Annotated in this window: 8 protein-coding genes and 1 pseudogene; 7 read left to right on the forward strand and 2 right to left on the reverse strand. The window is 49.7% G+C overall.

Annotated elements, in window-relative coordinates; translation table 11 throughout:
• The 3 genes and pseudogenes from NG833_RS21280 to NG833_RS21290 form a co-directional block, all read left to right on the forward strand.
• Nucleotides 1-140 (forward strand): annotated as a pseudogene (locus NG833_RS21280) (Uma2 family endonuclease); the annotation flags it as partial.
• A 212-nt stretch (nucleotides 141-352) separates the two neighbouring features.
• Nucleotides 353-1,315 carry a protochlorophyllide reductase gene (locus NG833_RS21285; RefSeq protein WP_254567278.1) on the forward strand — a complete coding sequence of 321 codons (963 nt, stop codon included), beginning with the start codon at nucleotides 353-355 and terminating at the stop codon, nucleotides 1,313-1,315.
• A gap of 123 nt (nucleotides 1,316-1,438) precedes the next feature.
• On the forward strand, nucleotides 1,439-2,941 hold the full coding sequence (locus NG833_RS21290) for an NB-ARC domain-containing protein (RefSeq protein ID WP_254567279.1): 1,503 nt from the start codon (nucleotides 1,439-1,441) through the stop codon (nucleotides 2,939-2,941).
• Between the two features lie 518 nt (nucleotides 2,942-3,459).
• Here NG833_RS21290 and NG833_RS21295 read toward each other — a convergent pair.
• Nucleotides 3,460-6,150, reverse strand: coding sequence for an ATP-binding protein (locus NG833_RS21295; protein ID WP_254567280.1), 2,691 nt, complete (start codon nucleotides 6,148-6,150; stop codon nucleotides 3,460-3,462).
• A gap of 390 nt (nucleotides 6,151-6,540) precedes the next feature.
• Between NG833_RS21295 and NG833_RS21300 the strand changes: the two genes are divergently transcribed.
• From NG833_RS21300 to NG833_RS21310, 3 genes are all read left to right on the forward strand, one after another.
• The gene (locus NG833_RS21300; protein ID WP_254567281.1) at nucleotides 6,541-7,128 is read left to right on the forward strand and encodes an HD domain-containing protein; all 588 of its coding nucleotides are present in this window, start codon (nucleotides 6,541-6,543) and stop codon (nucleotides 7,126-7,128) included.
• Nucleotides 7,129-7,304: 176 nt separating this feature from the next.
• Nucleotides 7,305-9,371, forward strand: a complete 2,067-nt coding sequence (locus NG833_RS21305) for a cation:proton antiporter (RefSeq protein ID WP_254567282.1) — start codon at nucleotides 7,305-7,307, stop codon at nucleotides 9,369-9,371.
• Nucleotides 9,372-9,740: 369 nt separating this feature from the next.
• Entirely contained in the window at nucleotides 9,741-10,898 is a 1,158-nt protein-coding gene (locus NG833_RS21310) for a DUF262 domain-containing protein (RefSeq protein ID WP_254567283.1), read from the forward strand.
• A gap of 52 nt (nucleotides 10,899-10,950) precedes the next feature.
• On the opposite strand, the gene NG833_RS21315 is transcribed toward NG833_RS21310, so the two are convergent.
• Nucleotides 10,951-11,874: a histone deacetylase gene (locus NG833_RS21315; RefSeq protein ID WP_254567286.1), complete on the reverse strand. Its 924-nt coding sequence runs from the start codon at nucleotides 11,872-11,874 to the stop codon at nucleotides 10,951-10,953.
• 402 nt (nucleotides 11,875-12,276) lie between these two features.
• Here NG833_RS21315 and gyrA point away from each other — a divergent pair, with 402 nt between their 5' ends.
• The gene (gene gyrA / locus NG833_RS21320) at nucleotides 12,277-15,012 is read left to right on the forward strand and encodes a DNA gyrase subunit A (RefSeq protein ID WP_254567284.1); all 2,736 of its coding nucleotides are present in this window, start codon (nucleotides 12,277-12,279) and stop codon (nucleotides 15,010-15,012) included.
• The last annotated feature ends 267 nt before the right edge of the window (nucleotides 15,013-15,279 follow it).

Below are 15,279 nucleotides of genomic sequence, written 5' to 3' on the forward strand. Positions count from 1 at the left end.
GGTTAATTGACCCGCAACAGCAACAGGTGGAGATTTATCGCGCCGGACAAGGGGTGGAAATTGTGGTGAATCCGAGTCAATTATCTGGGGAGACGGTGTTACCGGGGTTTGTGTTGAATTTGCAACGGGTGTGGAGTTGAGGGGTTGATTTTTGGGTGGCGATCGCCGGGTTGAAGTCAGCATCTCCTGACCCTGAGTGCCAACCCGCCACCTTGCCAAGACGTCCCCGGAACAGTTCAGGAGGGACCTGGACTAGAGGACCCCAGGACCCCGGGGAAAATTTAGTTTACCATCGCGATCGCAATATGAGATCCTAGAGGTAGTCAACAACGGTCAACTCATTTCTCTACCGATGGAACAAGATCGAAAGTCAACGGTCGTCATCACGGGCGCATCCTCCGGGGTCGGTTTATACGGCGCAAAAGCCCTGGCGAAGCGAGGATGGCACGTGATCATGGCCTGTCGGGATTTAGCCAAAGCTGAAAAAGCCGCCCAGTCTGTGGGAATGTCTCCGGACAGCTACACGATACTCCATATCGATTTAGGCTCCTTACAAAGCGTGCGTCAGTTTATTAATGACTTCCGCGCTACGGGGAGGACCCTGGATGCTTTGGTCTGTAATGCGGCTATTTATATGCCGTTAATCAAGGAACCCTTGCGGAGTCCTGAAGGGTATGAACTCAGTGTCGCGACGAATCACCTGGGTCATTTCCTCCTGTGCAATGTCATGTTGGAGGATATGAAGCGATCGCCTGCGCCAGATAAGCGCATGGTCATCCTGGGAACTGTCACCCACAACCCCGATGAACTCGGAGGCAAAATTCCCCCGCGTCCGGATTTAGGGGATTTCACAGGGTTTGCTGAGGGATTCAAAGAGCCGCACTCGATGATTGACGGCAAGAAGTTTGAACCTGTTAAGGCGTACAAAGATAGCAAAGTCTGCAACGTTTTAACCATGCGCGAACTTCATGAACGCTATCATGAATCCACTGGAATTACCTTTACTTCTCTTTATCCCGGATGTGTTGCGGAAACGCCTTTATTCCGGAACCATTATCCCCTCTTTCAAAAAATCTTCCCTATCTTCCAAAAATACATTACTAAAGGATATGTATCTCAGGATTTAGCGGGAGAACGAGTGGCGGATGTGGTTGCCGATCCGGAATACAAACAATCCGGCGCTTATTGGAGTTGGGGAAATCGTCAGAAAAAAGATAGAAAATCTTTTGTCCAACGGGTTTCTCCCCAAGCGCGGGATAATGATAATGGTAAGCGGATGTGGGAACTGAGTGCTAAGTTAGTGGGACTGGCATAAGTGATTGGCTCATACAATCTCGTTTAATACGAATTCTACGGGGGTTTTTACCTCCGTAGATTTTTATCATGGATTGTCTCTTGAATTTTACGGATTAATGTTATCCTTCGATAGGTCGGAAGTATGTCAAAGTCGCTGAAGGCATCGACGGAAGGATTGGCAGTCGCCGATCGCGCTAGAAAGCGTTTGGGTTGGACAAAAACCAGTACGGCGCGATGGTGGCAGGATGCTCATACCTCCCGCGCTACCTTACGCCGGTTTTGGCATGGCGATCGCATTCAACGGGAAATTTTCATCGCCATTTGTGCTGCCGTGGGGATTAGCGACTGGCAGGCGATCGCCGAACCCTGTGAAGCGGATTTCGATCCGGCAATCCCCGAGTCTCCTCCCATCCGAGACTGGCAGGAAGCGCCAGATTTAGACTCGTTTTTCGGACGCGATCGCGAATTGGCACAACTGGAACAATGGATTCCCACTGCCAAAATTATCCTCATTTCCGGCATCGGTGGCATCGGAAAAACCGCCCTTACTCTGGCTTTGGCTGACTCCATTCAACTACAATTCCAGGGAGTAATCTGGCGATCGCTACACCATTCCCCCTCAGTCGAAGCACTCCTGGATAGTCTCCTCTCCACCTTAGAAGGAACCTCTGTCACCAATCTCGCCAAAGGCACAACCCAATTACTCCACCATCTAAAACACCGGCGCTATCTGCTGATTTTAGATGGATTAGAAGCGGTCTTACAATCACGGGAATTAGAGACAGAATACAGTCATTTCCTCCAAATCTTAAGTCGCGATCGGCATCAAAGCTGCATTCTGATTACCACTCGCGAACCACCTCAAGCCATCTCCTTAGAAGGCCAAAATTGCCAGGGTTTAACCCTTTGGGGATTGCGAAATACTGCTGCTGTAGACCTGTTAAAATCCCGAGGATTGACCGGGAAAGAATTAGGAATTTCGGCCTTAATTCAACTGTATCGAGGGAATCCCTTCGCCCTAAAAATTGTCACCCCCTTGATTCAAACCGTATTTGGGGGAAATGTCGCCGCCTTTCTGAATCAAAATACCCTGATTGTCGGCGATCGATTACGAAACCTGTTGCACCAACAATTGGAACGCCTATCTGATTTAGAACGAGAGATTCTGTACTGGTTGGCAATCTGGCAAGAACCCGTCTCATTTTGCCGATTGCAAATTCATTTTCTGGTGTTAGTCGATCCGGCAGCATTATTAGAAGGAATTGCCAATTTAGAGCGGCGTTCCTTATTAGAATCCTGGTTTGGGGAAGAGTCGTCTGCCTTCACCTTGCAACCCTTGGTGATGAAAACAGTCCAAGATGAATTAGTCGAACGTGCCACAGCGGAAATGCAACGGGTGGTGCAGAGTCATGATATTAGATATTTTAAAGTATTGCGATCGCTGATGTTAGTCAGACCCGGAACCGACGATATTGCAGGCGATAAAATCATCAATCAACTGCGTGAGAACCTCTGGCAAATCTATGGCGCGACTCTACCGCAAACCTTGCAGAATGTTCTAGCGTTGTTATCGGATAAATCCCCCTTGGCAGTCGGTTATATCGGATGTAATGCGATCGCCCTGCTGCAACCGTTAGATTTGTAAAGGCGATTCAGATAGCATCAAATTGACCCGATTTTTATACTAAACTGGTTTTTAAAAGCTAGCCCTGTAAAGGTGTATTTGTAGGGGCGTATTGCATACGCCCTCTCATTTATGCAATACGCCCTTTCATTTATGCAATACGCCCCTACAAGAAACCCGGATGAGGCGGGATTCCATTGGCGGATAAAGAGGGCGTATGCAATACGCCCCTACAAGAAACCCGGATGAGGCGGGATTCCATTGGCGGATAAAGAGGGCGTATGCAATACGCCCCTACAAGAAACCCGGATGAGGCGGGATTCGATTTACCACCTTGACAGGGCTAGTTTTTAAAAGCCCGTTTTCCCTTATACCAAATCCGGTTGGTAAAAGTCGATTTTCGTTTTTAGCCCGCGCAGGCGGGCTTCGTCCGTATAGCCCCAGGCTTAAGCCTGTGGGTTTTGATAGACTTTTGACAACCGGATTCCGTATTAGTCCGCGCCGAGAGTGTAGGGTTCTTCTAAAAACCAGATTCCGGATTACCCCTGCCATACCATCCGGCAAATCTCCCGATCTACCAGTTGATAGCAGGGAACTGGGGTATTATCGTATAGGCGGAAGAGTAAGCCCGACTGGACTAGAATTTCCAGCACTATCTGTAATCTCTCTGGACTGCCTCCGATTTCGGTTGTGAGTTCTTCTAGGGTTTTGCGGCAGGGATAGGGCAGGGTGGGTGACTGTTCACAGTCTGGGGTGGGTTTGGCGAGGGTTTGCAGGGCAGATCGGGCGATTTGGATGTTTTCTACCCCACAGTCAGAAATGGCCTCTCGGATGCCTCTTCGGAGTAAGGCTGCTTTGCCGCCATAGTCTTGATAGGCGCTGAGGGTGGTAATCTGTTCGGCTTCCAGTTGGGTGCCCGCTAACTGTAACATCAGCCCTCGCACTTCGGCGATCGTGCCTGGGGCTAAGTCCCGGACTAATTGCTCGCTGAGTTCCGATTCTAAGGGATATTCAGCCTGTTCTGTTAACCCCATTATGGCCCGGTGAGCGGTGTCCAGGGATAAGTCTTGCAAATGATAGCACAAATTTCCCCGGGTCTCTCGGTTGATAAATTCTAGCGATCGCAGGGATTCGTTTTCGAGTAAGTCAGCCAGATGTTCGGTCCGCAAACAAACGACTGCTTTGACAAAAGGAACGTTCAAGCAGTCGTGCAAAAATTCATAAAACAGGTGGCGGTGTGACTCATAGGCGCTATCAAATAAGTCTGCATCGACATCAAATAATAGGGCGGTTAAGATGTTGCGATCGCCATTTTCTCCCAGGCGATCGCAGAGGTTGTGCAGAATGGGGATGCGATTTTGCTCCTCGGTGATGTCCACAATGGGTAATCCCATCTGAACAAAGGCGCGATTAAATACCTCAACTGCGCCGGGAAACCAATCCCCTTGAATCGAGATAACCAGGGGTAATGCCAAATGCAGTCCGATTTGTTTTTGATGTAAGGCGGGGGCTAATTGGGCGGATAACAGGGAGGATTTGCCGACCCCTGCGGGACCATGAATCAGGGTGAGTTTGTAGTCCGGACGGCCAATGCGGGTAATCGCACATTCGACTTCAGATTCTCGTCCGGTGAGACTTTCTCCGGCATACTGTTTCCGGGGAAAGGGCCGATCGCCAATACCGAGATGCAGCAGTTGAGTGGGATTCAGGGGGTGGAGTTGGGGTTGCAGGGGTTGGGAACCGATGAAGGCGCGAAATCCATACTGATGTTCTAGGGCGTAGAGTTCCTGTTTCAGGGCAAAGGCGGTGAGGCGATCGCCTCGGTTGAAATAGAGCGATCGCAATTCCCGGAGGATTTCACTGTATAATTGAGGATTACCTTCCGGTTGGGCTTGGGATTTGGCTTCCTCTATGGTGGCGATGGCTGCTGTACTCTCACTGAGTGCCGACAGAGCTCTCCCTAATAATAATAAATACCAGCCGCGATGATATTGGGCGGACCATTCTAGGAAACTGCGTTTTTCCGGGGTGAGAGCAGTAGTGCGGTAGGATTCCAGAATCTGGAGGGCGTTTAAGGCGGACTGCTTGGCGATCTCCCATTGGGAATTCCAGAGGGCCACTTCCCCCCAATAGCCGCAATCCTGCGCCTCGGCGATCGGGTCGGGATATTCTTGATGCAGTTGAGTCGCAACAGATGCCACCTCTTCCAATCCATCATGGTCCCGGAGTTTTTGCAGCACTTCCCCGAGGGCATTGATAAATTTTGCCATCAAATCCGGGCGGTGGGCTTGTTGGTAGATGGCGACACATTGCTGAAAATAGTCTCGCGCTTGCCGGTAGGCTGCCAGGGCGGCCCCCCGATGTAACAAGGCTTCCCGATGCCAGCAAGCACCGAGATAAAACAGCAAACAGCCATAGCGTTCTAAATTGCGGGTAGAGTTTTCCTGGGGTGGATTCTCTGAATCCGAGAGGGTGGGGACGGCTTTTTGCCAAAAGGCGAGACTGCGCTGGTAAAATTCCCGGGCGCTTGTCAGTTCATCATGACTGTAGGCATTCCAACCCCGCACGAAATCTAAACAGGCTTGTAAGTAAGGGTCCAGACTCTCCCCCGTCCGTTCAATATCTTTAATCGCACAGGCGATTTCCTGGCGATGGGTGTGGGTTAACAGTTCAATGGCAGCACCGACTTGCAGTTGGTCCGCCCCGGCTTCTAGGATACAGTTAAATAAATTTTCGGCGGTTTGGCGCAAGCGTTGAATCAGTTTAGGGGTGGGAATTTCAAATTTAATGGAGGGTCCGGCCCAACTTTTGAAATTCGGGGCAAATTGGGTGATGCGATGAAGCAAATCGTCTGTTACCCAGAGGATTAAAGGGAAGGGAAATTGTTTGCGAAATTCGTCCCGAACTAAATCAATGGAAATTAATAATTCATCGATCGCCACTGCGGATTCTAATCCCAGAACCATCACCCCGGGGAGTGAGGGCAATTCCCCAAATTCCTCAATCATTTTCCCAAATAACGTGGTACTTAACGGGGGTAAATGGATTTCGGGAACAGAAACCGGACATCGTTCCCGCAGTCGTTGCAGCATTTCTGTTTGCAAATGCCGATAATTGCACCGCACCAAAATGATGGCAAATTGTTCGGCAGACAAGGCGATCGCCCTGGATAGGGTATTTAGAGAGCGTTCGTTGTAAGCCGCTACATCTTCGGGCTGTTGTTGTTCCATAATAACTGCAATCTAGTCGAAAGCGGCGATTGATTCTTGAGGGTCCGGTGCTTTTTTTAAGCCGAAGGATGACTCCAGGGGGAATTTTGGCTGAAGTACACTCACCAGGGTAATGGGTTTAGTTTAGCCTAAATTAAACCTGATTTTGACCTCGATCCAGGAAAAGTCCCTAGACTCATCCGGAGCATTTTGCCTCACATCTTTCTATCATAATTTAACGGGTCCGTGAAAATTGGGGTTGATTGTTTTAGTAACTCTACGGATAGGCATCCCATCCGGGATTTTTCAGTCCATTCACTGAAAACCCCAGTTTCTGGTTTGCCCTGAGTCAGTCGCGGGAACCTGTTAAAATCCAGCCTATCCTCACTCGGTTCTTTGGAAGGGACACCCATGCTATCAAATCGCTTTAATCAAGCTTTAACCTTTGCCGCAGAGCTCCACGCGAACCAACAACGCAAAGGTTCGGGAGTGCCTTATATTGCTCATTTACTGGGGGTAACCAGTATTGCCTTGGAATATGGGGCCAATGAAGAGGAGGCGATCGCGGCGTTACTCCATGATGCGATCGAGGACCAAGGGGGGGCCGCTACCGGGGCAGAAATTCGCCGTCGCTTTGGAGATGCCGTGGCGACAATTGTCGAAGCTTGCACTGATGCCGATTCTACCCCAAAACCCCCCTGGCGAGAGCGCAAAGAACTCTATCTGTCCCATCTTCCCACCGCTTCCCCCTCGGTCCTGTTGGTGAGTGCTTCGGATAAACTGCACAATGCCCGGTCAATTCTACAGGATTATCGGGCAATAGGAGAGGAGGTTTGGGACCGTTTCAAAGGGAGGAAAACCGGGACACTCTGGTATTATCGCGCCTTGGTGGAAGCCTTTCGTCCCACAGGGGTTAATCCCGGGTTATTTGCTGAATTAGAGCGGACTGTAAAGGCGATCGAACAGTTAGCATTGGACCCGTCAGAAATAACCGGATAAACCCGCAAAATTAGCCGGGGAATCTGCGTCCTGGACCGGGCCAAAATTGTAATCTAAATTACTATTTACCTAGGTTTTGTCAGGGGGTGAAAGCACCGGACCCATTTAGGCGATCGCCTCTATGTAAAATCCGGAAACCCTGAGATAGAATAAAAAAAATTCAGCCTCCTACCTGCATGGAACTCGCCCTCGGCTTTTTGAAGAACGAACCCATCTTTGCCTTTGCCGTTCTGCTGGCGGTTATTTTAGTCGTGCCAATTTTCTTTGAACGACTACAACTACCCGGATTAATTGGCCTATTGGCGGCTGGAGTGGCCTTTGGACCCAATGGATTGCAACTGTTACAGCCGGAATCAGAAACCATGAAACTCCTGTCCGACATTGGGGTAGTTTACCTGATGTTTGTGGCGGGTTTGGAAATGGATATGACCGAGTTTCAAAAGGTAAAAAATCGCTCCATTGGCTTTGGAACCATCACCTTTTTACTCCCCCTAATTACCGGAACACTTATTGCTCGCTTCTTCGGATTTAGTTGGAATGCTTCCCTGTTAATCGGGTCGTTGCTCTCTTCCCATACCCCTCTGGGTTATCCGATTTTGAGTCAATTGGGATTGATGGGAAATGAAGCGGTGATGGTGACCATTGGCGGGACCATTTTTACCAATATTCCGGCTTTATTAGTCTTAGCGGTCTGCGTCAGCGTTCATGCCGGAAATTTTAGTCTCGTAAATTTGGCAATCATGCTCGTCCTGTTAACCCTTTATACCGGCATTGTGCTGTTTGGGTTTGACTGGGCGGGACGGGAATTTTTTCGGCGGTCTGGAGATGAAGAAGGCAACCAATTTTTGTTTGTATTACTGGCCGTTTTCTTGGCCGCAGTTGGCGCTCAAATCATTGGGGTGGAAAAAATTGTTGGGGCATTTTTAGCCGGAATGGCCGTGAATGGTGCAATGGGTTCCGGTCCGGTGAAAGAAAAGGTGGTGTTTGTCGGAAGTGTCCTATTTATTCCCATTTTCATGGTAAATTTAGGGCTATTAATTGACCTCCCCGCCTTTATCGTCACCCTAACTTCATTTGAGTTTACCCTAGGGATTATTTCAGGGTTATTAGTCAGTAAATTAGTCGCGGCATTGTTGACTCAACTGCTGTATCGCTACACTCGCGCCGAGACTCTGGCAATTTGGTCCCTGTCTATTCCCCAGGTGGCGGCAACCCTGGCGGCAACCATTGTGGGATATAACGCCTTGAACCCTTTGGGAGAGCGCTTGTTGAGTGAGGATGTCCTGAATACGGTGATTGTGATGATGTTAGTCACCGCCACATTAGGGCCATTTTTAACGGCGCGGGCGGCAGCTAGTTTGACCCCACCGACGACCAATTTGGAGGCGGTGAAAACGCCTTTTGGTGAAGGAAATCAGCCGCATGGTCCATTTACGGTGATTGTGCCGGTTTATAACCCAGAAACCGAAAAGAATTTAGTGGAAATGGCGGCATTGCTGGTGCGTCGAGAAGAGGGCCGAATCGTGCCCCTGTCGATCGCCCGGGTGATGGCAAACATGGAAGCATCAGCGGTGGATGCCGCCCTGATTCGCAGTGAGAATTTAGTCGCCGCAGCGGTACAACTCTCTCAACAATTTGGGGTCAAAGCCGAACCAGCAGTGCGGATTGATGATGATATCGCCCAGGGAATTGCTCATGCCAGTCGAGAGCAAAAAGCCCGTTTAATTGTGATGGGATGGGGAGAAACCACCACCCTGCGGGCGAGATTATTTGGGAACGTCATCGATCGCCTCTTATGGACGGCGCATTGTCCCGTAGCGGTGACGCGCCTGCGCGGTTCACCCCTGCAAATGAAACGAATTTTAGTGTTGGTAGATAATCTGGTCGCCCGGGCGGTGTTTTCCGTGCGGTTTGCCTATAATTTAGCCCAGATGAATGGGGGACAGGTGACCTTATTCCATGTTTGCGATCGGCGCACCCCGGAAGAGGTGAATGCTCGCATCCGGGCTGAACTTTCGGCTTTAATCACCGAATTAGCACCGAGTCATCCGACCCAAATTCAGATTGTGATTGCGCCGAATGATGATATCCCTGGGGCGATTCTCAACGAGGCGATCGGCTATGATTTGGTGATTCTCCAAGCCACAAAGCGGCGCACCATGTCCGGATTAGAGATGGATGATGTTACCACAAGTGTTGTCCAAGAGCTTTCTTGTTCTCTGGTGATGTTGGGATCAAGCTAACTCGACTCACGCACCCCACCCTAAACACTGGGTTTCAACCGCGCAATTTGTCCAGTTCAATCCCGCTCTTTCCCGGATCGGACTGACCCCAGTCAAGCTAGAGCCTAAATATAGAGTAGGCTAGGCATTGCCTACCCTACATCTGTACTCCCCCTTTCTCAGGGAATGGGTCACCCATTCCCCAATCCCCCTCAAACCTAGACTCAACTAACGCCTGGAGTTCAGCTAACTGTTACACTGTAAAAACAAGCTTGCCACAGTAAACCGTGGGTCTTGCCGGTTCAATCCCCGGAGAGCCAAACAGTCTCGAAGTAAAGATACCTTTAGGGCAGTAGAAAGCAAGCGATGCAGAGAATAAGGAGGGAGGCAATGCTAGAAGACGGTCTTGGCACTCAAGTTGAAGATAGCCAGGAACTACTTGAGGATCAATTTGAAGAGGAAGACGAAGAAGAGTTAGAAGAGGAACTCAATATCCCAGTGAAGGATAGAAAGCTGGTGACTCATCCTTATGACTTCGTGATCCGATCGCTCAAAGCTCAGATTGATGACCAGACTCTGGTTTTGGCCGATAAATTTCAGCGTCGGCAAGTTTGGGACCAAACAAAATGCAGTCGGTTGATCGAATCTCTCCTGCTGAATGTTCCCATTCCCGTCTGTTATTTTGCGGAATTAGATGATGGGTCCTATAGCGTCATTGACGGTCAACAACGGTTGACCGCGATTTATCGGTTTCTGAATAATGAATTTCCCCTCCGGGCGTTAAAAATTCTCCCCGACATTAACCGCAAACAATTTCAAGACCTTGAGGTTTCTTACCAGCGCTTGCTCCTCTCGCGGACCATTCGCTGTATTGTCATCCTCAAGGAATCCCACCCGGATATTAAATTTGATGTCTTTGAGCGCTTAAATACGGGCTTTGTCCCCCTGAATGCTCAGGAAATCCGCAACAGCGTCTATCGCGGCAAGTTGAATGATTTAATTTTAGAACTCTCCGAGGATGAGGTTTTCCAAAAAACTCGCCGGGTTCTGAGCATCGATAAACGAATGCAAGATTGCGAAATGATTTTGCGCTTTTTTGCCTTCTTTTTCGACCCAGTCGCCTATCGCGGCACTTTATCGAAATTCCTGGATCAATACCTAGAACAGGGAATCCATTTTGACGATGAAACCATCGAGCATCATCGCGAAATCTTTAGAAAAACCATTGATGATGTGTTTGCGGTTTTTGATTACGGAGCCTTCCGGCGCTATAATCCTGATACGGGATGGGAAAAATCCATCAACCGCGCTATTTATGATGTAATCATGCTCTCGTTTGCTTATGTCGATTCTGAGGACATTCGCAGCAGCAAAACCGAGATTATTGAAGCACTCAAAAAAGTCTGTCAAGACCCCGAGTTTAGCGAAGCGATTACCTCCTCTACCAAAAATAGAGACCGGATTCAAACCCGGATTGACAAATGGCGAGATGCGATGACAGAGATCGGGTTGGATGTTCCGAAAATTAAAATCGGCAAAGACTCCTAAATCCGGGGGAAAAGAGGGAAGCTCACCCTCTTTAACCAAAGGCCAAGAAGTTCTAGGATAATTCCAGACAGCGAGCAATGGTGGCAACCACGGACTTACTCAGGGCATCTAGGTGATATCCTCCCTCCAATCCGAAGACGATCTGACGGGTGAGTTGCAAACAATAATCGGTGAGGATGCCGTAATCCTCCGGTTGCAGGTCGATTCGGGCTAAGGGATCTGCCGCATTGGCATCATATCCGGCGCTCACCAGCAACAAATCCGGTTGAAACCGCCTCAAAAATGGCATCACCTTTTTCTCAAACAACACCTGATATTCGGCGAGGGTACTGCCTGCTGGGACAGGAAGATTGAGGATGTTATCATAAGGGCCGGTTTCATCCGCTGCGCCGGTCCCGGGATAGCAGGGGTATTGATGGAGAGAACAGTAGGCAATTTGGGGATTTTTTTCGACAATTTCCTGGGTGCCATTGCCATGATGCACGTCCCAGTCCAGGATGGCAACTCGTTGCAGTCCATGTTTTTCTAAGGCATGGGTGGCGGCGATCGCCGCATTGGAAAATAGGCAAAATCCCATACCGCGATTGCTTTCGGCATGATGTCCCGGGGGTCGCGCCAACACGAACGCCGGTTCCCCCGTCTCCAAAACGCGATCGACGCCATCCAACCAGGCACTCACCGCCAGCAGGGCCACCTCGTAACTGTAGCGAGAAACCGGGGTATCTATATCTAACCGGCCCCCTCCACATTCGGCTAAGATTTCGATTTCGTGAATGTGGCGCGGGGTATGAACCCGCTGGATCGCCGAGAGAACCGAGGGTTGATGTCCCGGGGTCGGCAGGTGCCAGGACAGGCGACTGGCCCAGGGTACGGCTTTTAACGCTTCGACAATGGCCGTTAACCGAGCAGGACGTTCCGGATGCGATCGCCCGGTATCATGGTCTAAAAATTCTTCCGAGTAAATTACAGAAAACAGGTGTTGGTCATTTGTCATTGGTCGTTGGTCATTTGTCATTGGTCTTTGGTCCTTGGTTGTTGGTCGTTGGTGATTGGTCGTTGGTCGTTGGTCATTGGTCATTGGTCATTGGTCATTGGTGATGGGTCATTGGCCCTGAGTCTTCCACAATCCAAAGGACAAATGACAAAGGACAAATGACAAATGACAAAGGACAAATGACTCCTCTCCACTGATAATTATCCCCCCTCAAATAACACTCCACAAATCAGGGTATTTTAAGCCGTCAGATTTGGGGCAAAATTTGGTCAATCTATGTTAAAATATTAATCAGAATTTAGCAATATTTCGATGCGAGGTAGCATCAAATCGGTTCTGTAGCTCATTGTTATTTAGTCTCACATTTTTGGAGTTTTTCATCTTATGACCACCTCCCAGGAGCGGATAATCCCGACGGATCTGCGGAATGAAATGCAACAGTCCTACCTCGAATACGCCATGAGCGTGATCGTGGGTCGGGCGCTCCCAGATGCTAGGGATGGTCTCAAGCCTGTACACAGGCGGATTCTCTATGCTATGCACGAGTTGGGCTTGACCCCTGAGCGCCCCTTTCGTAAATGCGCTCGGGTGGTCGGGGAAGTCCTCGGTAAGTACCATCCACACGGGGATACAGCGGTTTACGATGCCTTGGTGCGGATGGCCCAAGATTTTTCCATGCGATCGCCCCTGATCAATGGTCACGGTAACTTCGGCTCCATTGACAACGACCCTCCGGCAGCCATGCGTTATACGGAATGTCGTCTCCAATCCCTGAGCATGGATGCCATGTTGCGGGATATCGACCAAGAAACCGTTGATTTCATTGATAACTTTGATGGATCGCAGCAAGAACCGATTGTCCTACCCACCCGCGTCCCTCAACTCTTACTCAACGGGTCCTCTGGCATCGCCGTGGGGATGGCAACCAACATTCCTCCCCACAACTTGGGAGAACTCATGGATGGATTAGTGGCGCTGATCCACAATCCAGAGATTACCGATGTTGAGTTAATGCAATATATCCCGGGCCCAGATTTTCCCACCGGGGGCCAGATTCTGGGCGTCACCAGCATCCGGGAAGCCTATACCACCGGACGGGGTTCGATTACCATGCGCGGCGTGGCTGCCATTGAAACCATCGAACATCGCGGACGTCCGGACAAAGATGCGATCGTGATTACCGAGTTGCCTTACCAAACCAATAAGGCATCGATGATTGAACGGATCGCCGAAATGGTGAATGAAAAACGTCTCGAAGGCATCTCCGATATTCGGGATGAGAGCGATCGCGACGGGATGCGAATCGTCATCGAACTCAAGCGCGATGCCTACCCCCGCGTCGTCCTCAATAACCTGTATAAACAAACCCCCTTACAGGCCAATTTCGGGGCCAATATGCTGGCGCTGGTCAACAGCGAACCGCAGTTACTCACCCTCAGACAGTTCCTCACCGTCTTCCTAGAATTCCGCATCGAAACCATCGAACGCCGGACGCGCTATGAACTGCGAAAAGCCGAAGAACGGGACCACCTGTTACAGGGATTGTTAATTGCCCTAGAGAATTTAGATAGCATTATTGCACTGATTCGACGGGCGGCAGATACCCCCAGTGCCAAACAAGAATTAATCGCCAATTATGAATTTTCTGAAGTCCAAGCTGACGCAATTTTGCAAATGCAATTGCGCCGCTTAACGGCCTTAGAAGCGGATAAAATTCAACAAGAGCACGAGGACCTGCAACTGACGATCGCCGATTTGCGGGATATCTTAGCAAGGCGGGAACGGGTTTTAGAAATCATTGAAAACGAAGCGGCAGAACTCAAAACCAAGTTTGCCACCCCCCGTCGCACGGTCATCGAACACGCCGAAGGGGAAATTGATGTCACCGACTTAATCGCCAATGAAAAAGCCCTGGTGATGATTACAGAACAAGGGTATATCAAGCGGATGCCGGTGAATACCTTCGAGGCCCAAAGTCGGGCTACCCGAGGCAAATCTGGGGCGAAGATTAAAGAGGATGATGGGATTGCCCATTTCTTAACCTGTCGCGACCATGATGCCATTTTGTTCTTCAGCGATCGCGGGGTGGTGTACTCCCTGAATGCCTATCAAATTCCCACCGGGTCTCGCACCGCCCGAGGCATGGCCATTACTCAAATGTTGCCGATTCCCTTTAAGGAAAAAATCACCTCTCTCGTCTCGGTGGAAGAATTCTCCGATGAAGAATATTTAGTGATGCTCACTAAAGGTGGTTACATTAAAAAAACTGCCCTCTCGGCCTTTTCCAATATCCGCGCTAATGGATTAATTGCCATCTCTTTATCCGAGGGCGACGAATTGCGTTGGGTTCGGAAATCGCGACCGGAAGATACTATTATCATCGGTTCGGCGAAGGGAATGGCGATTCATTTCAAAGCGGATCATAAACAACTGCGTCCTCTGGGTCGGGCCACGCGAGGGGTGAAATCCATGAACCTCCGTAAAGGGGATAATATTATTAGCATGGATGTGATCCCCTCCCAAGTGACTGCCGCAATGCAGGAGGCGATCGAGGATGAAAATCTCGAACTCGATGTAGAACTCGATACAGAACTCGATGTAGAACTCGAACAGGAAGAAACGGATCTGCAAACTGAGGAAACAGAAGGGGAAGAAGAAAACAGTGCCGAAACCTCTTCCTATCCGGGTCCTTGGGCCTTGGTGATTACCACCGGCGGGTTTGGTAAACGGGTTCCTGTGACGCAATTCCGCCTACAACGACGGGCCGGAAAAGGGGTTTGTGCGATTAAGTTCCGCAATGAAAAAGACCGTCTAGCGGCCTTACGAATCGTCAATGAAGATGATGAATTGATGATTGTGACCAATCGCGGGATTATTATTCGGCAGGCGAGTAAGGCGATTTCTTCTCAGTCGCGATCGGCCCGAGGGGTACGAGTTCAGCGTCTCGATTCCTCCGATGCGATCGCTGGAGTGGCCTTAGTTCCCGCATCCGGTGAAGAAGACACTCTCACCTCGGACAACGCAACCGACATGGAAATGGAAGTTGGAGTTGATGTAGTCACCGCATCCGGTGAAGAGGATGACCTCACCACCGACAACGGAAGCGACGAGGAAAATTAAACTCCTCTGAACTGTTAGAAGTTGCCACAACCGACAGGTTTTTGACCCTGCCGGTTGTAGCAAATTTCCATCATTTCGTAATAGAGAAAGCGAGCTAAATGCTCGCTTTCTTTGTAAAAATTTACTATTAGGGAACTCCAAAAAATAAAACCTTCAAAAAACCCGCAGGCTCAAGCCTGGGGCTACACGGACAAAGCCCGCCTGCGCGGGCTAAAAGAGCCTTGTTAGGTGCGATCGCATCAAAGCAAGGATGATTTATTTGTTGGA

The sequence above is a fragment of the Oscillatoria sp. HE19RPO genome, assembly GCF_024220515.1.
Lineage (GTDB): Bacteria > Cyanobacteriota > Cyanobacteriia > Cyanobacteriales > Laspinemataceae > Laspinema.